General features: G+C 65.9%; 21 protein-coding genes. 12 read left to right on the top strand and 9 right to left on the bottom strand.

Features of this window, described 5'->3' with window-relative positions; genetic code table 11:
• Positions 1–346: 346 nt before the first annotated feature.
• The 3 genes from rho to hemE all read right to left on the bottom strand — a co-directional run bounded on the left by rho (position 347) and on the right by hemE (position 3,288).
• Positions 347–1,612, bottom strand: a complete 1,266-nt coding sequence (rho, locus tag AC2FAN_RS24465; protein WP_265050925.1) for a transcription termination factor Rho — start codon at positions 1,610–1,612, stop codon at positions 347–349.
• Positions 1,613–1,835: 223 nt separating this feature from the next.
• Positions 1,836–2,258, bottom strand: a complete 423-nt coding sequence (gene hemJ / locus AC2FAN_RS24460) for a protoporphyrinogen oxidase HemJ (protein ID WP_485176702.1) — start codon at positions 2,256–2,258, stop codon at positions 1,836–1,838.
• Between the two features lie 10 nt (positions 2,259–2,268).
• Complete coding sequence (gene hemE, locus AC2FAN_RS24455; protein ID WP_485176701.1) at positions 2,269–3,288, bottom strand: uroporphyrinogen decarboxylase; 1,020 nt, start codon at positions 3,286–3,288, stop codon at positions 2,269–2,271.
• Between the two features lie 468 nt (positions 3,289–3,756).
• Here hemE and AC2FAN_RS24450 point away from each other — a divergent pair, with 468 nt between their 5' ends.
• From AC2FAN_RS24450 to dnaQ, 5 genes are read left to right on the top strand one after another with little or no spacing between them, the layout of a single operon-like run.
• The gene (locus AC2FAN_RS24450) at positions 3,757–4,587 is read left to right on the top strand and encodes a pyruvate, water dikinase regulatory protein (protein ID WP_265050928.1); all 831 of its coding nucleotides are present in this window, start codon (positions 3,757–3,759) and stop codon (positions 4,585–4,587) included.
• Positions 4,584–5,210, top strand: coding sequence for a Maf family protein (locus AC2FAN_RS24445; protein ID WP_485176700.1), 627 nt, complete (start codon positions 4,584–4,586; stop codon positions 5,208–5,210). Before AC2FAN_RS24450 ends, AC2FAN_RS24445 begins: the two co-directional genes overlap by 4 nt.
• Positions 5,211–5,222: 12 nt before the next feature.
• Positions 5,223–6,056 (top strand): shikimate dehydrogenase, encoded by an 834-nt coding sequence (locus AC2FAN_RS24440; protein WP_485176698.1) that lies wholly within the window; start codon positions 5,223–5,225, stop codon positions 6,054–6,056.
• A gap of 16 nt (positions 6,057–6,072) precedes the next feature.
• The gene (coaE, locus tag AC2FAN_RS24435; protein ID WP_485176697.1) at positions 6,073–6,699 is read left to right on the top strand and encodes a dephospho-CoA kinase; all 627 of its coding nucleotides are present in this window, start codon (positions 6,073–6,075) and stop codon (positions 6,697–6,699) included.
• A 4-nt stretch (positions 6,700–6,703) separates the two neighbouring features.
• Positions 6,704–7,420 carry a DNA polymerase III subunit epsilon gene (dnaQ, locus tag AC2FAN_RS24430; RefSeq protein WP_265050932.1) on the top strand — a complete coding sequence of 239 codons (717 nt, stop codon included), beginning with the start codon at positions 6,704–6,706 and terminating at the stop codon, positions 7,418–7,420.
• 25 nt (positions 7,421–7,445) lie between these two features.
• Here dnaQ and AC2FAN_RS24425 read toward each other — a convergent pair whose 3' ends face one another.
• Both AC2FAN_RS24425 and secB read right to left on the bottom strand, forming a co-directional pair.
• On the bottom strand, positions 7,446–8,195 hold the full coding sequence (locus AC2FAN_RS24425) for a TerC family protein (RefSeq protein ID WP_485176696.1): 750 nt from the start codon (positions 8,193–8,195) through the stop codon (positions 7,446–7,448).
• Between the two features lie 170 nt (positions 8,196–8,365).
• On the bottom strand, positions 8,366–8,863 hold the full coding sequence (secB, locus tag AC2FAN_RS24420; RefSeq protein ID WP_265050934.1) for a protein-export chaperone SecB: 498 nt from the start codon (positions 8,861–8,863) through the stop codon (positions 8,366–8,368).
• A 245-nt stretch (positions 8,864–9,108) separates the two neighbouring features.
• Here secB and AC2FAN_RS24415 point away from each other — a divergent pair, with 245 nt between their 5' ends.
• The 5 genes from AC2FAN_RS24415 (at position 9,109) to AC2FAN_RS24395 (ending at position 13,022) form a co-directional block, all read left to right on the top strand.
• Positions 9,109–9,834 (top strand): Tim44/TimA family putative adaptor protein, encoded by a 726-nt coding sequence (locus AC2FAN_RS24415; protein ID WP_485176695.1) that lies wholly within the window; start codon positions 9,109–9,111, stop codon positions 9,832–9,834.
• A complete protein-coding gene (gene mltA / locus AC2FAN_RS24410) occupies positions 9,831–10,997 on the top strand; it encodes a murein transglycosylase A (protein WP_485176693.1) in 1,167 nt (388 codons plus the stop codon). The genes AC2FAN_RS24415 and mltA overlap by 4 nt, the downstream gene beginning before the upstream one ends.
• 1 nt (position 10,998) lies before the next feature.
• Positions 10,999–11,562, top strand: a complete 564-nt coding sequence (locus AC2FAN_RS24405; protein ID WP_485176692.1) for a Smr/MutS family protein — start codon at positions 10,999–11,001, stop codon at positions 11,560–11,562.
• On the top strand, positions 11,559–11,933 hold the full coding sequence (locus AC2FAN_RS24400; protein WP_485176691.1) for a helix-turn-helix domain-containing protein: 375 nt from the start codon (positions 11,559–11,561) through the stop codon (positions 11,931–11,933). The genes AC2FAN_RS24405 and AC2FAN_RS24400 overlap by 4 nt, the downstream gene beginning before the upstream one ends.
• A 90-nt stretch (positions 11,934–12,023) precedes the next feature.
• Positions 12,024–13,022, top strand: a complete 999-nt coding sequence (locus AC2FAN_RS24395; protein WP_485176690.1) for an adenosine kinase — start codon at positions 12,024–12,026, stop codon at positions 13,020–13,022.
• A 162-nt stretch (positions 13,023–13,184) separates the two neighbouring features.
• Here AC2FAN_RS24395 and AC2FAN_RS24390 read toward each other — a convergent pair whose 3' ends face one another.
• The 4 genes from AC2FAN_RS24390 to rpsO form a co-directional block, all read right to left on the bottom strand.
• Positions 13,185–13,820: a pyridoxamine 5'-phosphate oxidase family protein gene (locus AC2FAN_RS24390; protein WP_485176689.1), complete on the bottom strand. Its 636-nt coding sequence runs from the start codon at positions 13,818–13,820 to the stop codon at positions 13,185–13,187.
• A gap of 74 nt (positions 13,821–13,894) precedes the next feature.
• Positions 13,895–14,659 (bottom strand): alpha/beta fold hydrolase, encoded by a 765-nt coding sequence (locus AC2FAN_RS24385; protein ID WP_485176688.1) that lies wholly within the window; start codon positions 14,657–14,659, stop codon positions 13,895–13,897.
• 130 nt (positions 14,660–14,789) lie between these two features.
• A complete protein-coding gene (pnp, locus tag AC2FAN_RS24380; protein WP_485176687.1) occupies positions 14,790–16,961 on the bottom strand; it encodes a polyribonucleotide nucleotidyltransferase in 2,172 nt (723 codons plus the stop codon).
• A 258-nt stretch (positions 16,962–17,219) separates the two neighbouring features.
• On the bottom strand, positions 17,220–17,489 hold the full coding sequence (rpsO, locus tag AC2FAN_RS24375) for a 30S ribosomal protein S15 (RefSeq protein WP_265050943.1): 270 nt from the start codon (positions 17,487–17,489) through the stop codon (positions 17,220–17,222).
• A gap of 229 nt (positions 17,490–17,718) precedes the next feature.
• Between rpsO and AC2FAN_RS24370 the strand changes: the two genes are divergently transcribed.
• Together AC2FAN_RS24370 and ku are read left to right on the top strand one after the other, a co-directional pair.
• Positions 17,719–17,970, top strand: coding sequence for a hypothetical protein (locus tag AC2FAN_RS24370; protein ID WP_485176686.1), 252 nt, complete (start codon positions 17,719–17,721; stop codon positions 17,968–17,970).
• Positions 17,970–18,842, top strand: a complete 873-nt coding sequence (gene ku, locus AC2FAN_RS24365) for a non-homologous end joining protein Ku (RefSeq protein WP_485176685.1) — start codon at positions 17,970–17,972, stop codon at positions 18,840–18,842. Before AC2FAN_RS24370 ends, ku begins: the two co-directional genes overlap by 1 nt.
• Positions 18,843–18,865: the final 23 nt, after the last annotated feature.

Here is an 18,865-nt window from a genome sequence, read left to right as displayed (position 1 = left end):
AACCAGCAGCAACCGGCTATCTTCCGCCGTTTGGCAATCATTACGCTACCGAATCGGCGATCAGGGACTGCCTCTCGTTGGCCTCAGCGCGAGCTCGCGCGTCCGACTGCCGTTTGGAACAGCGGTATGACTCTGCGGAAGATGGCAAAGCGCGAAGAAACGCGGGGGTCATACCTAGTCGGCCTGCGGACACCAACCGACTCCAGACAAAGATGACCGGCTCCGAATCGATCAACGCGCCACGGTTGGTCAAAAGGCCCACAAAACGACTTCGCCGCCGCACCGACTGCCGGCTTGGGCAATCAATACGGCGGCGAATCAAATCGGTGTTCTGGAGGCAGGTGCCTCAGGTGTTCATCGAATCGAAGAACTCGGAGTTCTGCTTGGTCTGGCGAAGCTTGTCGATCAGGAACTCGATCGCGTCCTGCGGACCCATCGGGTTGAGGATGCGGCGCAGCACATAGGTCTTCTGCAGATCGGAGCGCGGCGTGATGAGCTCCTCCTTGCGGGTTCCGGATTTGAGGATGTCGATCGCCGGGAAGATGCGCTTGTCGGCCACCTTGCGGTCGAGCACGATTTCCGAGTTACCCGTGCCCTTGAACTCCTCGAAGATCACCTCGTCCATCCGCGAGCCCGTATCGATCAGCGCGGTGGCGACGATGGTGAGCGAGCCGCCCTCTTCGATATTTCGGGCCGCGCCGAAGAAGCGCTTCGGCCGCTGCAGGGCGTTGGCGTCGACACCGCCGGTCAGCACCTTGCCGGAGGACGGCACGACGGTGTTGTAGGCGCGCCCGAGGCGCGTGATCGAGTCGAGCAGGATGACGACGTCACGGCCGTGCTCGACCAGGCGTTTGGCCTTTTCGATGACCATCTCGGCAACCTGGACGTGGCGCGAGGCGGGCTCGTCGAAGGTCGAGGACACGACCTCGCCCTTCACCGAGCGCTGCATGTCCGTGACTTCTTCCGGCCGCTCGTCGATCAGCAGAACGATCAGATAGCATTCCGGATGATTGGTGGTGATCGACTGCGCGATGTTCTGCAGCAGCACGGTCTTGCCGGTCCGCGGCGGCGCGACGATCAGGGCGCGCTGGCCCTTGCCGATCGGCGCGACGATATCGATCACGCGCGGCGAGAAGTCCTTCTTGGTCGGATCCTGCACCTCGAGCTTCAGCCGCTGGTCCGGATAGAGCGGCGTCAGGTTGTCGAAGTGGATCTTGTGCTTGATCTTCTCCGGGTCCTCGAAATTGACCGTGTTGACCTTGAGCAGGGCGAAATAGCGCTCGCCATCCTTCGGGCCACGAATCGGGCCTTCGACGGTGTCGCCCGTGCGCAGGCCGAACTTCCGGATCTGCGACGGCGAGACGTAGATGTCGTCGGGCCCCGGCAGGTAGTTCGAATCGGGCGAACGCAGGAAGCCGAACCCGTCCTGCAGAACCTCGACCACGCCCTCGCCCAGGATCTCGGTCTCGCGGGCGGCGAGCTGCTTGAGGATGGCGAACATCAGCTCCTGCTTGCGCATCGTGCTGGCGTTCTCGACCTCGACCCCCTCGGCGAAAGCCAGCAGTTCGGTCGGCGATTTGCTCTTGAGCTCTTGAAGCTTGATTTCCCGCATGGGGCACCCGGATCGTGAACGCCCTGCGAACCAGCAGGGGCGGGGGACGGTACTGGATTGATCGACTTCGGTCCTGGCCGGACCTGCGCGGAGGTTGCGCGACATGAGCTGCTGCAGCGGCAGATCGCTCACGAATAGTCGACAACAGGGAGGACGCTGGAGAAGCGCAGTGTCCTGATAGCGGGAAATGCGCCGGGACTCAAGCCGGAAGCATGATCGGCCGTCAGAACGGCTTGACGATGACGAGAATGACGATTGCGAGCATCAGAACGGCCGGCACCTCGTTGATGATGCGGAAGTAGCGGGCCGGCTTCTGGTTGCGATCCTCCGCAAAGGCCCGCACGTGTTTGGCCAGCATCCCGTGAATGCCGGAGAGGATGACGACCAGCAGCAGCTTGGCGTGCAGCCACCCACCTTTGAAGCCGAACGCATACCAGGCGAGGTAGAGGCCGAGCACCCAGGTCAGCATCATCGCCGGGTTGATGATGCCCTTCAGCAGCCGCCGCTCCATGATCTTGAAGGTCTCGGACTGGATCGAGCCGGTCTGGGCTTCGGCATGGTAGACCATCAGCCTCGGCAGATAGAGCATGCCGGCCATCCACGAGATGACGGCGACGACGTGGAAAGCCTTGATCCACTCATACATGTCCTGATCCTCAGCCCCGAACCGCCTTCAGCAGCCGCTCGACATGAGCGATCGGCGTGTCCGGCAGAATGCCGTGTCCGAGATTGAAGATGAATGGCCGGTCGCCAAAGGCGGTCAGGATCATCTCGATCTCCTTTTCCAGTTCCGCTCCGCCGGCCCTGAGCAGGAGCGGATCGAGATGGCCCTGAACCGGCACGATCGACTGGATCGCCTCGCGGGCAAAGCTCCGGTCGATATCGGTTTCGAGCCCTACGGCATCGACGCCCGTGCCGGCAACGTATTCCGGGATCAGCCTGCCGGCTCCACGCGGGAAGCCGATGATGCGGGCCTGAGGATGAACGGCCCGGACGCCGTCGACGATTCGCCGCGTCGGCGCGATGCACCAACGCCTGAAATCATCGGGGCCGAGCGCTCCCGCCCAACTGTCGAAGATCTGCACCGCATCGACACCGGCAGCGATCTGCGCATTCAGATAGCTGATCGAGGCATCGACGATGCGATCGACGATCGCCTGGAACAGATCTGGATCTTTGGCGAAGAGCGCCTTGGCAGGCCCCTGATCCGGCGTGCCGCGCCCGGCGACCATATAGGTCGCAACGGTCCAGGGCGCCCCACAGAAGCCGATGAAGCCTGTCGCTGCGGGCAGGGTACGGCGCACCCGCTGCACGGTCTCCAGGATAGGGTCGAGCTGGCTCACGGCAGCAACGCGATCGATCTGGGCCAGCCTGCCTGCATCAGCGACGGGATCGAGCCGCGGTCCTTCGCCCTCGACGAACCAGAGCTTCTGGCCGAGCGCTTGCGGCACGACCAGGATATCGGAGAACAGGATCGCCGCATCGAAGCCGAAGCGTCTGATCGGCTGAAGCGTCACCTCGGCGGCAAGTTCGGGATTGTAGCAGAGCGCGAGGAAGCTCCCAGCTTTCGCCCTGACCTCGCGATACTCCGGCAGATAGCGACCGGCCTGACGCATCAGCCAGACGGGAGGGACGGGCAGAGTCTCGCCAGCGAGAGCCCGAAGAAAGATGGGCATCTCACTGATCGTTCCGAGTGCTCGCCGATCCATCTCGCTTCCTCTCTAAAAAGAGATTCTATGAAAGACTCTCTTTCTTTGACTCTTGGACAGGGGAGATAGCCCGGCCCAATCCTGTCCACAACCGTTCCACAGGCAGTGGGACAGCGGGTCGCGGGCCGGCAGGAGCCGCCACCGGCTATTAAGGCTTTATTAACGAATTGGAATCCGCCGCTCCGGCGAGACCGCCAAAATGATTCACGTGAAACACTTCCTTAACCATGCACAGCCGTCCGGCTGTTGATGGTTGGGGCGAGTTATACAAGGCCTCCGGCGGCGGCCCTCTGGATGCGAAGTTGTCCACACCGCTCCCCATGCCCCGGGAAAACTCGGTCCGGCTGCCATGCCGGCGCTTTCCGCCCGAATGTCCGATTCCGGTCCGGCTGAAAGCGCGCTAAATGAAGTGAGTGCTTCGAGCCGGGGAACGACGTGGTCCGTAACTATTTTCACCTGCATCTGGTGTCGGACGCGACGGGCGAGACCCTGATCGCGGTCAGCCGTGCCGCGGCGGCGCAGTATGAAAGCGTGTCCGCGATCGAGCATGTCTACCCTCTGGTTCGCTCGGAGGCGCAGCTCGCCCGTGTGCTGGCGGAGATCGAATCCTCGCCGGGCGTCGTGCTCTACACGCTGGTCGAGCCGGAATGGCAGGAGAAGCTGGAGAATTTCTGCCGCGAGCTCGGCTGCCCCTGCCTCTCGGTGCTGCAGCCGGTGCTGTCGCTGTTCCAGTCCTATCTCGGCCAGGCCTCGGCGACGAAGCCCGGCGCGCAGCACGTGCTCAACACCGAATATTTCCGCCGCATCGACGCGATGAACTACACGCTCTTGCACGATGACGGGCAGATGGGCGGCGATCTCGACAATGCCGACGTGATTCTCGTCGGTATCAGCCGGACCTCGAAAACACCGACGAGCATCTATCTCGCCAATCGCGGCATCAAGACCGCCAACATCCCGCTGGTGCCAAACATCCCGCTGCCGCCGGAGCTTGAAGGTGCGAAGAAGCCGCTGATCGTCGGCCTGATCGCGAGCCCCGATCGCATCGTCCAGATCCGCCAGAACCGCCTGCTCTCGCTGCGTGCAGACGACGAAACCTCCTATGTCGATCCCGCCGCGGTCGCCGATGAGGTCACCCAATCGCGCCGGCTTTGTGCCCGCAAGGGCTGGCCCGTCATCGACGTCACCCGCCGTTCGATCGAGGAGACGGCGGCATCGATCGTCGACCTGCTGCGCGACCACCGCATGAAGTTCATCGCGACATGACCGTACCGACCGGCCTCTGGCTCGAAGCAGAGCCCTTGATCCTCGCCTCGGGGAGTTCGACCCGCCGCGACATGCTGGCCGCCGCGGGTATCCCGGTCGAGGTCCTGAAACCCGGGATCGATGAACGCGCGGTTGAGCACCCGCTCGTCGAGAAGAAGGTGCCGGCGGATCAGGTCGCGGCAGCGCTCGCTTGCGCCAAGGCACTCGCCGTCTCGCATGATCGACCGGGCCGCCTCGTCCTGGCCGCCGACCAGACTCTGACCTGCGACGGAATCGCCTTTCACAAGCCTGTCGACAGCTTTGCCGCAGCCGAGCAGATCGCGGCGCTGGCCGGCAGGACCCATGAACTCCATTCCGCGTTCGTGCTGGCCAGGAATGGTGCGCCGATCGCCGAAGGGCGCGAGACGGCCCGGCTGACGATGCGCTCCCTCGATAGCGATTTTATCGGGCTCTACGTCGAGACGGTCGGTCCCGAGGTCCTGTCCAGCGTCGGCGGCTATCAGCTCGAGGGATTGGGATCGCATCTCTTCGACCGTGTCGAAGGCAATCACTTCACCATATTGGGCCTCCCCCTGCTCGCCGTTCTCGACGCCCTGCGCGATCTCGGCTGCCTGGCTCGTTAATCGGACCGCCTCATGTCGCCTCGCTGCTTCGTCGTCGGACACCCCATTGCCCATTCGCGCTCGCCGCTGATCCATGGCGAATGGCTGCGCCAGCATCAGATCGGCGGTTCCTACGAACGCCTGGACGTCGCGCCGCCCGATCTGCCGGCCTTCGTTGCTCGCCTGCGCGATGGCGAATTCAGCGGCGGCAATGTCACAGTTCCGCATAAGGAAGCGATGATGGCGCTGGTCGATGAGGTCAGCGAAGCCGGGAGGGCCGTCGGCGCGGTCAACACGCTCTGGCGCGATGGCGGGCGCATCCTGGCTGATAACAGCGACGTGTCGGGTTTCCTCGCCCATCTCGATGCGAGTGTGCCGGACTGGCAGAAACGGGTCGGAACCGCGCTGATCCTCGGAGCCGGCGGTGCGGCGCGTGGTGTCTGCTACGGCCTGAAGGCACGCGGAGTCGCTCGCATCATCGTCGCCAATCGCAGCCCCGAGCGGTCGCAGGAGCTGGCGGCGGCGTTGGGACGTCCGCTCGAAGCCGGCGAGTGGAGCGAACGCGATCGGCTCGTCGGGCAGGCGGATCTCATCGTCAACACCACCGCGCTTGGCATGCAGGGCAAGCCGCCGCTGGAAATCGATCTCTCCGGCCTCCGGCCTGGGACCATCGTCGACGACATCGTCTACGTGCCGCTAAAGACCACCCTGCTGGCCGAGACCGAACGGCGCGGCGGCATTCCGGTCGATGGCCTGGGCATGCTGCTCCATCAGGCGGTGCCGGGCTTCGCCCGCTGGTTCGGTGTGACGCCGCAGGTGACGCCGGCACTGCGCGCATTGATCGAAGCCGATATCCTGAAGGCCTGATTCGTTCGGAGAGATCATGACCTTCGTACTGGGCCTGACGGGCTCCATCGGCATGGGGAAGTCGACGACGGCCGGGCTGTTCGTCGAGCGTGGCGTGCCGCTGCATGATGCGGACGCGGCCGTGCATCGCCTGCATCGTGGGCGCGCCGCGTCCCCGATCGAAGCAGCCTTCCGCGGTACGGTGATCGACGGCGTGGTCGATCGGGCGAGGCTCGGCGCTGCCGTGCTCGGCAATCCGGAGGCGCTGCGCCGGCTGGAAGCGATCATCCACCCGCTGGTGCGGGAGGAGGAGGAAGCCTTTGTCGCGCGCTGTCGCCGCGAGGGAGCGGGGCTCGCCATCATCGACGTGCCGCTGCTGCTCGAGACCGGCGGTGAAGAGCGTTGCGACGCGGTCCTCGTCGTGACCGCGCCGGCCGAGGTTCAGCGCGAGCGCGTCCTGGCCCGGCCGGGCATGAGCGCCGAGAAGCTCGCCGCGATCCTCTCCCGCCAGATGCCCGACGCCGAAAAGCGGCGCCATGCCCATTTCCTTGTGGACACCTCGCACGGGCTCGTGGCCGCCGGCCGGGAGGTCGGCTCTATCCTGAAGGCGCTCGCTGGCCGGCCTGGACGTGGCGCGGCCAAGAGATTCCAAGCGAGGTCCTGAACCGATGCGCGAGATCGTTCTCGATACCGAAACCACCGGCGTCGAAGCCAATAACGGCGACCGCATCGTCGAGATCGGTTGCGTCGAGCTGCTCAACCATTGCCCGAGCGGCCGCAACTATCACGTCTACATCAACCCCGAGCGCGGGATGCCGGTCGAGGCGTTCAACGTCCACGGCCTCTCTGAGGCTTTCCTCTCCGACAAGCCGGTCTTCGCCGCCGTCGCCCAGGAGTTCGCGGAGTTCATCGCCGGCGCGCGGCTGGTGATCCACAACGCCGCCTTCGACGTCGGCTTCATCAATATGGAGTTCAAGCGCCTCGGCCTGCCGCCGATCGAGCAGGCTCGCGTGGTCGACACCCTGTCGATGGCGAGGCGCAAGCATCCCGGCGCCTCGAACAGCCTCGATGCGCTCTGCTCGCGCTATGGCATCGACAACAGCCGCCGCACCAAGCACGGCGCGCTGCTCGATTCCGAGATTCTGGCCGAGGTCTATATCGAGCTGATCGGCGGAAAGCAGGCCTCGCTCGGCCTCGGCGTCGAGGCTGCGGCGGGCCGCGCGGGCCTATCCGTCGTGACCGTCGAGAAGCCGCAGCGCCAGCGCCCGCTCGCGCCACGCCTCGACGAAGCCGCGCTCAAGGCGCATGAGGCCTTCGTGCTCGGCTCCCTGAAGGCGCCGCTCTGGAAGGGCTATCTCGGCATCACCGACGACGCGGCCCAGTAGGACCGCGCCGCCCGGTCCGGCGGGCTCAGGCGCCGGTATCGGTCCGCGCCGGCCGGCGCGACAACATGTTGAGCGCTTCGACCAGGGCCGAGAACGCCATCGCGGCGTAGATATAGCCCTTCGGCACATGCACACCGAAGCCTTCCGCGATCAGCGTGCCGCCGATCATCAGCAGGAAGCCGAGCGCCAGCATCACGATCGTCGGGTTCTTGTCGATGAAGCGCGCCAGCGGATCGGCGGCGAGCAGCATCGTCAGCACCGCGACGATGACGGCGATCACCATCACCGGGACGTGCTCGGTCATGCCGACGGCGGTGATGATCGAGTCGATCGAGAAGACGATGTCGAGCAGCAGGATCTGGAAGATCGCGGCCCCGAAGGTCAGCGTCGCCGCGCGGCCGCCACCTGCGGCGAGGGCGGAATCGGGATCGGGATCGACCTTGTGATGGATCTCCTTCGTCGCCTTCCAGACCAGGAAGAGGCCGCCGGCGATCAGGATCAGGTCGCGCCAGGAGAAGGATTGGCCCAGGACCGAGAAGATCGGCGCGGTCAGCTTGACGATGAAGGCGACGGTGCTGAGCAGGGCGAGGCGCAGGACGAGCGCCAGGCCGATGCCGATCTTGCGGCCCTTCGAGCGCTGGTGCTCCGGCAGCTTGTTGGTCAGGATCGAGATGAAGATCAGGTTGTCGATGCCGAGCACGACCTCCATGGCGATCAATGCCCCGAGCGCGGCCCAGACAGCGGGGTCGGCGGCAAGTGTCAGAAGGGCGTCCATCAGGTCTCCATCGGATACGGAAAAGGCGGGCGTCCCTGCCGGGGCGTCCGCCATCGATCAGCGCGAAATGGAGAGGCAGTGGAGGCTTCGCAAGGACAACAATAATCCGCAACAAATGAAAAAGGGCCCGCAAGGGGCCCTTCCTCTGATCGTTTCCGCGCCTGAAGGCGTCAGTTGGCGGTGGCGCCGGGCTGGCCCTGCAGCTCCTGCATGCGCTGCTGGTAGAGCGAGGCGAAGTCGATCGGCGGAATGTAGAAGGGCGGGAAGCCGCCGTTCTGCACCGCTTCCGCGACGATCTGGCGCGCGAACGGGAAGAGCAGGCGGGCGCAGTCGATCACCAGCACGGGGTGGATGTGCTCCTGCGGGATGTTCTGCAGGCGGAACACGCCGGCATAGCTGAGGTCGAAGGCGAAGAGCGTCTCGCCCTTCAGCTCGGCCTTGCCTTCCAGCCGCAGCACGGTCTCGTAGTCGGCGTCACCGAGCGCGGTGCTGCCGACATTGACCTGCAGCGACATCTGCGGGCCCTGCTGGGCCTCCTGCTGGGCGAGCGAGCGCGGCGCCTTGGGGTTCTCGAAGGAGAAGTCCTTCGTGTACTGGACTAGGGCGTTCAAGCTCGGAGCCGCTTCCGCAGCGCCCGTGCCATTGCCGTTGGGGAGTTCGTTGGCCATCGGTCCCATCTTGTTCTGGCAGGCTGTCTCGGGAAATCCCGCGCCATTGCCGGCGTTCGGGACTGCGCCCACTTTCAGCGGGCGGCGCGCGCGTCGGCTATCATGGACGCCGGGTCGGCACAAGAAGTCGCCTTCACAAGGTGGGGGGTGGATGTTACGAGCCTGTCTTACCATATGACGGCTAAGGCGTTCCGCAGCTGCGCGGGAAGGCCATAAGCCATGACGGGGAGCGCGGGTCCGCCTAAATGCAAAATTCCTTCGACATGACGACTCTGGTCTTCTTGGCTCTGGCCGTTTTCGTCGCCTGGAAGCTGCGCTCCGTCCTTGGCCAGAAGACCGGCCACGAGCAGCCCAAGGACCCCTTCGCGCGCCGCGAGACGCCGCCGATGCGGCCCGACCAGGCGCAAGGCGCGGACAAGCGGGACAATGTGATCCGCTTGCCGGGAGCGGCCAATGATCCGGTCGCCGCCGAGCCGCCGGCCGCCGAGCGCTGGAAGGATCTGGCCCCGCCGGATTCGCCGATCAGCGCCGGCATCGAGGCGATCATCCGCCAGGAACCCGGCTTCGATCCGCATGAGTTCGTCTCCGGCGCCAAGTCCGCCTATGAGGCGATCGTCACCGCCTTCGCCCGCGGCGACCGCAAGATGCTGAAAGGTCTGCTCGCGAAGGACGTCTATGACGGCTTCGAGCAGGCCATCACCGAGCGCGAGAAGCGCGGCGAGAAGGCGGAATCCAACTTCGTGTCGATCGACAAGGCCGATCTCGCCGCCGTCGACGTCAAGGGCAAGACCGCCCAGGTGACCATCGCCTTCATCTCCCAGCTGATCAGCGTCACCCGTGACGCGCAGGGCGCCGTCGTCGACGGCAGCGCCGAGCAGGTCTCCGAGGTCAACGACATCTGGACCTTCTCACGCCAGCTCGGCAGCCGTGATCCGAACTGGCTGCTCGTCGCCACCGAATCGGCTGCGTGACCCGTGCCAAGGGGATCGCGCTGTCGCTTTCGGCGGCGATCCTCCTTGCATCCATGACCGCCATGGCAGCTCCCTTTCCCTTGCCGGATGGTGCCCGGGCCGAGCAGCTCTCGCCCGGAGAGATCGACGGTTGGGCAAGGGACGACCATGCCAGGGCCTTCGCGATCTTCGCGCGCGGTTGCATGGCCGATCCGCCACTGCGCCAGGCCGTGCCGCTTCCAGACGCTCTCACCGCCGCCTGCGACAAGGCCAGGGCGTTGGCCGCGAAGGGTGAGGTCGGCCGCGATCTGGCCCGCGATTTCTTCGAACGGCATTTCAGCTTCTGGCGCATCCGCCCCACCGGGGCCGAGAACGGCTTCACCACCGGCTATTTCGAGCCGGAATTCGAAGGCTCCCTGACCCGCTCCGATGCTTTCCCGACGCCGCTCTACGATCGGCCGAAGGACCTCGTGACGCGTTTCCCGGACGATGACTGGCCGGGTCTCGACAAGGCGCTTTCCGCCGCCCGCCGCACCGACAAGGGTCTTGAGCCCTTTCCGGACCGCACCGCGATCGAAACCGGCGCGCTCGACGGACAGGGGCTCGAAATCCTCTGGCTGCGCGATCCCGTCGATCGCTTCGTGTTGCAGGTCCAGGGCTCCGGCCGGGTGCGCCTGCCTGACGGGTCGGTCACGCGGCTGACCTATTCCGGCCGCAACGGCCATCCCTACACCTCGCTCGGCCGTGTCCTCAGCCAGCGCGAGGCCATTCCGCCCGAGCAGATGACGATGGATCGGCTCGTCGCCCGGCTGAAGGCCGATGCCGGCTTCGCGCGCGACCTCATCCGCCAGAACAGATCCTTCGTCTTCTTCGCCCGCCGCGACGACCTGCCGCCCGCGAGCGGGCCGATCGGCGGCGCCGGTCTGCCGCTGACGCCTTTGCGCAGCATCGCCATCGACCGCACGGCCTGGCCCTATGGCCTGCCGGTCTGGATCGATGCGACGATTCCCGATGGCAGCGGCGGCGACAAACGGCTGGCGCGGCTGATGATCGCGCAGGACACCGGCTCCGCCATTCTCGGCCCGGCCCGGATGGACATCTTCGTCGGCTCGGGCCCGGCTGCCGGCCATCGCGCCGGGCTGATCCGGCATCCCGTCGCCTTCACCGTGCTCTGGCCGCGCTGAAATGCGCTCGCGCCGGGGCAAGACGCTGACAGAGACCGATATCGCGCTCTGGCGACAGGTGGCGCGGTCGGTCAAGCCGCTGCCCGGCCGTGCGCCGATCGAGCCGGAACCGGCCCCCCAGGCGCCTCCGGCGCCGGCGACCGAGACGGCTGCACTGATCGCCGCGGCCTCTGTCACAGTGCCCAAGACCCTGCCCGCGGCACCACCGCTGGCGCCGATCGAGCGCCGTTTGCGGACGCAGCTGCGTCGCGGCCAGCAGGGCGTCGAAGCGGTCATCGACCTGCACGGCATGCGCCAGGACGAGGCCCATATGGCGCTGCGCGGCTTCCTGCGCCGCGAGCAGTCCCGCGGCACCCGCCTGACCCTCGTCGTCACCGGGAAGGGCGGAGCGGGGCCAAGCCTGTTCGGCGAGGAGCGCGGGGTGCTGCGCCGCATGGTTCCGCATTGGCTCAGGCTTTCCGAACTGCGCTCGCTCGTGCTCGGCTTCGAGGAGGCCGAGCAGCGCCATGGCGGCTCCGGCGCGCTTTATGTCCGTCTGCGGCGGCTCAAGGAATACGGGCCGTGACGCCCTTCGGCCGGCGCGTGCGCGAACTCAGGCAGCGCCGCGGCCTCACCCTCGCCGAGATGGCGGAGGGCCTCGGCGTCACGCCGGCCTATCTCTCGGCGCTCGAGCACGGCAAGCGCGGCCGCCCCACCTTCACCCTGATCCAGGGCACCATCCATCTCCTCGGCGTGATCTGGGACGAGGCCGACGAACTCGTCCGCCTCGCCGACCTCTCGCACCCACGCGTCACGGTCGATACTGCCGGCCTCGATGCCGAAGCGACGCTGCTCGCCAACCGCCTCGCCCGCGAGATCGGCGAGCTCGACGTCGAGGATCTGCGGCGGCTTGCCGCTATTCTCGACGAGGCCATCGCGCGGCGCGATATAGGTTGAACAGCTCCGCTTGACCCCGCGCCGTGCGGATGCGACACGCCCGCACCTTCCTTTCCGGCACTTCCGCCGCGCAATCCCGGACACCAGCCCATGACCAAGCCCCGCACGGATGTCCTCGCCCTCGGCAACGCCATCGTCGATGTCCTGGCCGCAGCCGAGGAGGATTTCCTCGTCGCTCAGAAGCTGACCAAGGGCGCGATGATGCTGATCGACGAGGCCCGTGCGGAATCGATCTATGCGGCGATGGGGCCGGCGCGCGTCATCTCTGGTGGCTCGGCCGCCAACACCATCGCCGGCCTCGCCTCCTTCGGCGGCAACGGCGCCTTCATCGGCAAGGTCAAGGCCGACGAGCTCGGCAAGCTCTACCGCCACGATCTGACCTCGCTCGGCGTCTCCTTCGGCACGGCCGATGCGGCGGACGGCCCGGCGACCGCGCGCTCCTTCATCATCGTCACGCCCGATGGCGAGCGCACGATGAACACCTATCTCGGCGCCTGCCAGGGCCTGTCGGTCGCCGATGTCGATGCGGCGGCGGTCGAGAACGCCGACATCATCTATCTCGAAGGCTATCTCTGGGACCCGCCGGCGGCAAAGGAAGCGTTCCGCAAGGCTTCCGAGATCGCGCACAAGGCTGGTGGCCGCGTCGCCATCACCCTGTCGGATTCCTTCTGCGTCGACCGCTATCGCGACGAGTTCATCGGCCTGATCCGCAACCGCATGGTCGATCTCGTCTTCGCCAATGAGCACGAGCTCAAGAGCCTCTACCAGAGCAGCGATTTCGATACCGCGCTGGCGGCGCTGCGGGCCGAGAACATCCTTGCGGTCGTCACCCGCTCCGAGAAGGGCGCGCTGGCGGTGACGCCGGATGGCATCGTCGAGGAGCCGGTCTTCCCGATCGAGCGCGTCGTCGATGCGACCGGCGCTGGCGATCTCTTCGCCGCCGGCTTCCTCTTCGGCCTGACCTCGGGCCGCGAGGTCCGCGACTCCCTGCGCCTCGGCGCTCTGGCCGCGGCCGAGATCATCTCGCATGTCGGCGCCCGGCCGGATGTCAGCCTGAAGACGCTGGCGGGGAACGAAGGGCTGCTGTGATTCTTCCTTCTCCCCTCGGGGGAGAAGGTGTCTGCGCAGCAGACGGATGAGGGAAGGGTCGCGCAAGCGGCCCTTTCTTGTTTTCAGTGGGGGCTCGGCCCTCATCCGTCACGGCTTCGCCGTGCCACCTTCTCCCCCGAGGGGAGAAGGGCGGCGCCCTCCTCAATACAACGTCGCCTTGACCCGGGCCGGCAGCGCTTCGTCATAGGCCTTGCCGTCGAAGGTCTCAACGGCTGCGTTGCGCGCCGTGATGTCGCGCAGGATCGTGCCGGGCGAGGGCAGCTTGCGCTTGTCGACCTGCCGCTCCGGGTTCCAGAGCTCGGCCCGCACCACCGCCCGCGAGCACTGGAAGTAGACGGCGTCGACATGGACGATCATGACGCTCGCCGGCAGCTTCCCGGCCATCTCGAAGCATGCGCACAACCCAGGATCGCAGGATAGCTCGGCACGTCCGTTCACGCGCAGCGTCTCGCCGTAGCCGGGGATCAGGAAGAGCATTCCGATTCGATCGTCGAACAGGATATTCCCTAGCGAATCCAGTCGGTTATTGCCTTTTCGGTCGGGAATGAGCAGCGTTTTCGCGTCCCGGACCGTGACGAAGCCTGGCAAATCCCCACGCGGTGAACAATCCAGCCCCTCCGGACCGACCGTCGCGAGCACGAAAAACGGCGAGGCGGCGATCAGCGCTGCATAATTCTCGTCGACATGATCGATCTCCTTGAAGACCGATGCCGGGGCAGATGGGTTGGGATAAGCGCGGGCGAGGTCGTCGAGCGAGGCGATGCGGTGGTCGGACATGCCGGTCTCCATGGATCGGCATATGTCTAGACTATTGATCGCAGCGCGTCACCCTGCTGCCGGCGCCCCGTTCTTCACGACAGCGCCGCGGCAATCGCCCGGCTGAGGCCGCCCGGATTCTCCCAGGCCATCGAGTGCCCGGCATCCGGTACGACGATACTGGCCACCCCGGATTCCCGCAGGCCTTCCGCATCGTCATAGGGCAACGACCTTTCGCCGATGATGATCGTTCTCGGCCGGGTGAGGCTCGTCACCATGCTCCGCCATGTCGGATCGCTGCCCGCGATCAGAGAACGCGCCGTCCGATGAACGGCATGGGGCGCGCTCCTTGCGAGCGACACGGCCCAGATATCATTGCCTTCGTCCCGGCTGGCACGGACCAGCGACGCCTGGCCATGGTCGACATAATCCTCCTCGCTCATCGCGGCGATCCTGCGGCTGAAGAAGCCGCCGCCGGGATCGAGATTGGGCTCCCCGACGACGAGCCGGCCGATACGCTCCTTCAGCATCGTGGCCGCGGCGATGGCGACCGCGCCGCCCATGCTATGGCCGAAAAGGTCGAGCTCTCTCAGATCCAGCGCCTCGGCGAGTGCAACGATACTACGCGCATGGTCGTCGATCGTGTAGCCGAAGGCCTGCGGCCGATCGCTGAAGCCGGAGCCGAGCAGATCGACCAGCAGCATGCGGCGACCTTGTAGGGCGCCATTGGCGGCGACCGCGGGATAGTCGCAGGACGACGCGCAGCCGAGGCCATGGATGAACAGCAGCGCCGGTCCATCGCCCGTGATGTCATGGAACCGCAGCCGCGCGTCGATTCCGGGAAGAGGACAGGATTTCATCGGCACGCCTTCCGCTCGTCTCCGGCATGGCAAGCCGATGCGCCGGAGCATGTCAGTAGCGGCACAAACGAAAACGCCCCGCATCCTGCGATGCGGGGCGTCTCGTTTCACGTGAATCGCGGCGGGTGAATTACTCGGCCGCGCCCTGCTTCTCGCGGCTCTTCTCGGCGTCGCGCTGCGCCTTGAGCTTCTCGGTCAGGTCCTCGCCGGTCTCCTGGTCGACGACCTTCATCGAGAGGCGGATCTTGCCGCGCTCGTCCTGGCCGAGGAACTTGACCTTGACCTTGTCGCCTTCCTTGACGACGTCCGAGACCTTCTGGACGCGCTGCGGGGCGAGTTCGGAGATGTGGACGAGGCCGTCCTTGGCGCCGAAGAAGTTCACGAAGGCGCCGAACTCCATGATCTTTACGACCGTGCCGTCATAGATCACGCCCGGCTCGGCTTCCGAGACGATCGACTTGATCCACTTGATTGCGGCTTCGATCGACTTGCCGTCGGCCGAGGCGATCTTGATGGTGCCGTCGTCCTCGATGTTGACCTTGGCGCCGGTCTTCTCGACGATCTCGCGGATCACCTTGCCGCCCGAACCGATGACTTCGCGGATCTTGTCGACCGGGATCTTCATCGTCTCGATGCGCGGCGCGAACTCGCCGAGCTGGCTGCGCGAGGCCGAGAGCGCCTTGTTCATCTCGCCGAGGATGTGATCGCGCCCGCCCTTGGCCTGGTCGAGGGCGACCTTCATGATCTCCTCGGTGATGCCGGCGATCTTGATGTCCATCTGCAGCGAGGTGATGCCCTCGGCGGTACCGGCGACCTTGAAGTCCATGTCGCCGAGATGGTCCTCGTCGCCGAGGATGTCGGAGAGCACGGCGAAGCGCTCACCCTCGAGGATGAGGCCCATCGCGATGCCCGCGACCGGCGCCTTCAGCGGCACGCCGGCATCCATCAGCGCCAGCGAGGTGCCGCAGACGGTGGCCATCGAGGAGGAGCCGTTCGACTCGGTGATCTCCGAGACGACGCGGATCGTGTAGGGGAATTCCGCCTTCGCCGGCAGCATCGGGCGGATGGCGCGCCAGGCGAGCTTGCCATGGCCGATTTCGCGGCGGCCGGGCGAACCCATCCGGCCGGTCTCGCCGACGGAGTAGGGAGGGAAGTTGTAGTGCAGCAGGAAGGTTTCCTTGTAGGTGCCTTCCAGCGAGTCGATGAACTGCTCGTCGTCGCCGGTGCCGAGCGTGGTCACGACCAGCGCCTGCGTCTCGCCGCGGGTGAACAGGGCCGAGCCGTGGGTGCGCGGCAGCATGCCGGCTTCGGCGACGATCTTGCGCACGGTCTTGAGGTCGCGGCCGTCGATGCGGGTGCCGTCGTCGAGGATGGTCCAGCGCACGACCTTGGCCTGGGCTTCCTTGAACTGGCCGCCGACCTGCTCCTTGGTGAAGGTGGTCTTGCCGTCGGGCTCGGCCGAGATCAGCGAGGCGACCTTGGCCTTGGCGGCGTCCAGCGCCTTGTAGCGCTCGGCCTTGGTGGTGATCTTGTAGGCGGCGCGCAGATCGGCGTCGACGAGCTTGAGGACGGCGTCCAGAACCACCGAGTTGTCGGCCGGGGTGTAGTCGCGCGGCTCCTTGGCGGCCTTCTCGGCCAGACGGATGATCGCATCGATCACCGGCTGGAAATGCTTGTGGCCGAACATCACGGCGCCGAGCATCACGTCCTCGGGAAGCTCCCTGGCCTCCGATTCGACCATCAGCACCGCGTCCTGCGTGCCGGCGACGACGAGGTCGAGAACCGACTCCTTGGCCTCCTCGACCGTCGGGTTCAGCTTGTAGGCGCCGTCGATATAGCCGACGCGGGCGCCGCCGATCGGGCCCATAAAGGGCACGCCGGAGAGCGTCAGAGCGGCTGAGGTGGCGACCATCGCCAGAATGTCGGGATCGTTCTCCAGGTCATGCTGGAGCACGGTGACGACGACCTGCGTATCGTTCTTGTAGCCTTCGACGAAGAGCGGGCGGATCGGACGGTCGATCAGGCGGGAGACCAGCGTCTCCTTCTCGCTCGGGCGCCCTTCGCGCTTGAAGTAGCCGCCGGGGATGCGGCCGGCTGCGAAGGTCTTCTCCTGATAGTTCACCGTCAGGGGGAAGAAGTCGAAGCCCGGCTTCGGCTCCTTGGCCGAGACGACGGTGGCGAGCACGACGGTCTCGCCATAGGTGGCGAGCACGGCGCCGTCGGCCTGACGGGCGATCTTGCCGGTTTCGAGGACGAGCTTGCGGCCGCCCCAGATCAGTTCTTCGGTTTGGATGTCGAACATGAGATTCGTCTTTCGGTCGGGTTCGACCCGTCCGGTGCCTTCAGGCCCATGGGCAAGACGGCGGAACGCTCGGTGAGGAGGATGGAGCCCGAGCGCTCGGCGATCCTGCCATGGACGTCTTCGGCGCCCGGCGGGTCACGCGGGAGGACCGCCCCATGCGGTCGCCGCGGAAGTCAGGTGGTCCGCCCCATGGCGGCATCGCCTGAAAAGGAGCCGCCCGGAGCGTGTCGCACCGGGCGGAAACGGTTCAGCCTACGATCAGCGGCGGATGCCGAGCTTCTCGATCAGCGTCTTGTAGCGGCCTTCGTCCTTGCCCTTGAGGTAGTCGAGCAGCGAACGGCGCTGCGAAACCAGCTTGAGCAGGCCGCGGCGGGAGTGGTTGTCCTTCGCGTGCGACTTGAAGTGGCCGGTCAGGTTGTTGATGCGCTCGGTCAGAATCGCGACCTGCACTTCCGGTGAGCCGGTGTCGTTCGGCTTGGTGGCGTGTTCGTTGATGAGCGCGGTCTTGCGCTCGGCAGTGATCGACATCGGGATGTCCTCTTGTTTCGGGTTGATCTGGCGGGCCAGGCCGGGATGTCGTCCAGCAAGGTCCGAAGCCCGCGAGCCGCCTCATCGCGGAGGGGTCGCGCAGCCGGCTCATTCGGGCCGGTTGCGGCGCGTATACACGAAATCGGCGGAAATGCCAGCGTCCTGCGGAACATGGCTGGCCGCGGCCCGTTTGACTCGATCACTCAGTTCCGGCTGCGGGAGTCTTGTCATGGCCGTTCCGTCGAAGAGCACGGTTTCACCGAAGGACCGGCTCATCATCGCGCTTGCCGCCCAGCTCCGGGCCGAGCGCGAGACACGCGCCGCCCTGGCGGAAATCGTCGCCAATGGCCAGCTCGACCGGGAGGTGCTGGAGGCGGTCCTGACCGATCCCGTCCCTGTCATCACGCAGGAGGATGTCGCCCATGCCGAGCGCCTCGCCATGGAGCCGGGCCGGCTGGCCCGCCATCGGGAGACGCACTGATGGCGCCGCGTCCGGCCTGGAAAGGCTATCTCAAGCTTTCGCTCGTCTCCTGTGCGGTGGAACTCACCGGCGCGACCAGCCAGAGCGAGAAGGTTTCCTTCCGCATCATCAACCGCAAGACCGGTAACACCGTCCGCCGCCAGTATATCGACAGCGTCTCGGGGAAGCCGGTCGCCGACGATGACGAGGTCAAGGGTTACGAGATCGGCGACGATGAGTACCTCCTGATCGAGGAGGACGAGATCGAGGCCGTCCAGATCGAATCCTCGCACACTCTGGCGATCGAGAGCTTCGTCGACCGCGCCGACATTCCGCAGATCTATTTCGACACGCCCTATTACGTCACGCCCGCCGACGAGGTCTCCGAGGAGGCCTTCGCCGTGATCCGCGAAGCCATGGCGAAGCAGAAGAAGGCCGGCATCGCCCGCATCGTGCTCTATCGCCGGGAGCGCCCGGTGATGATCGAGCCCTTCGACAAGGGCCTGCTGCTGACGACGCTGCGCTACGACAAGACAGTCCGAAAGCCCGAGGAGATCTTCGACGGGCTCGGCAAGGAGAAGACCGATCCCGAGCTGATCGACCTCGCCACCCATATCATCGAGAAGAAGCAGGCGACGTTCGACCCGTCGAGCTTCGAAGACCATTACGAAGACGCGCTGCTGGAGCTGATCCAGGCCAAGCAGAAAGGCAAAAAGCCTCCCGTCGTTCAGGCGGCGGAGCGGCCGGCCAATGTGGTCAACCTGTTCGAGGCGCTGAAGAAAAGCCTTGCAGGCGACGATGGCGGCAAGCCGGCTTCGAAGTCCGATTCGACGCCTGCCAAATCGAAATCGACGCCGAAAAAACCCGCGGGCAAGGCGCGCAAAAGCGCTTGAAGCGCGGTCGCGACGTTGAGGAG

It is taken from the genome of Allobosea sp. RIT-PG3_2, from assembly GCF_057321085.1.
The sequence above is the reverse complement of the archived record's forward strand: the minus strand, read 5'-3'. Positions and strand labels throughout refer to the sequence as shown.

Bases quoted from the DNA above. Each gene is read 5' to 3' on its own strand.
- rpsO (WP_265050943.1), bottom strand. From the start codon at position 17,489: ATGTCGATCACTGCCGAGCGCAAGACCGCGCTCATCAACGAACACGCC.
- AC2FAN_RS24370 (WP_485176686.1), top strand. From the start codon at position 17,719: ATGGCCGTTCCGTCGAAGAGCACGGTTTCACCGAAGGACCGGCTCATC.
- hemE (WP_485176701.1), bottom strand. From the start codon at position 3,288: ATGCCCATCTTTCTTCGGGCTCTCGCTGGCGAGACTCTGCCCGTCCCT.
- ku (WP_485176685.1), top strand. From the start codon at position 17,970: ATGGCGCCGCGTCCGGCCTGGAAAGGCTATCTCAAGCTTTCGCTCGTC.
- AC2FAN_RS24395 (WP_485176690.1), top strand. From the start codon at position 12,024: ATGACCAAGCCCCGCACGGATGTCCTCGCCCTCGGCAACGCCATCGTC.
- AC2FAN_RS24415 (WP_485176695.1), top strand. From the start codon at position 9,109: ATGCAAAATTCCTTCGACATGACGACTCTGGTCTTCTTGGCTCTGGCC.
- secB (WP_265050934.1), bottom strand. From the start codon at position 8,863: ATGGCCAACGAACTCCCCAACGGCAATGGCACGGGCGCTGCGGAAGCG.
- AC2FAN_RS24385 (WP_485176688.1), bottom strand. From the start codon at position 14,659: ATGAAATCCTGTCCTCTTCCCGGAATCGACGCGCGGCTGCGGTTCCAT.
- pnp (WP_485176687.1), bottom strand. From the start codon at position 16,961: ATGTTCGACATCCAAACCGAAGAACTGATCTGGGGCGGCCGCAAGCTC.
- dnaQ (WP_265050932.1), top strand. From the start codon at position 6,704: ATGCGCGAGATCGTTCTCGATACCGAAACCACCGGCGTCGAAGCCAAT.
- rho (WP_265050925.1), bottom strand. From the start codon at position 1,612: ATGCGGGAAATCAAGCTTCAAGAGCTCAAGAGCAAATCGCCGACCGAA.
- AC2FAN_RS24445 (WP_485176700.1), top strand. From the start codon at position 4,584: ATGACCGTACCGACCGGCCTCTGGCTCGAAGCAGAGCCCTTGATCCTC.
- hemJ (WP_485176702.1), bottom strand. From the start codon at position 2,258: ATGTATGAGTGGATCAAGGCTTTCCACGTCGTCGCCGTCATCTCGTGG.
- AC2FAN_RS24440 (WP_485176698.1), top strand. From the start codon at position 5,223: ATGTCGCCTCGCTGCTTCGTCGTCGGACACCCCATTGCCCATTCGCGC.
- coaE (WP_485176697.1), top strand. From the start codon at position 6,073: ATGACCTTCGTACTGGGCCTGACGGGCTCCATCGGCATGGGGAAGTCG.
- AC2FAN_RS24390 (WP_485176689.1), bottom strand. From the start codon at position 13,820: ATGTCCGACCACCGCATCGCCTCGCTCGACGACCTCGCCCGCGCTTAT.
- AC2FAN_RS24405 (WP_485176692.1), top strand. From the start codon at position 10,999: ATGCGCTCGCGCCGGGGCAAGACGCTGACAGAGACCGATATCGCGCTC.
- AC2FAN_RS24425 (WP_485176696.1), bottom strand. From the start codon at position 8,195: ATGGACGCCCTTCTGACACTTGCCGCCGACCCCGCTGTCTGGGCCGCG.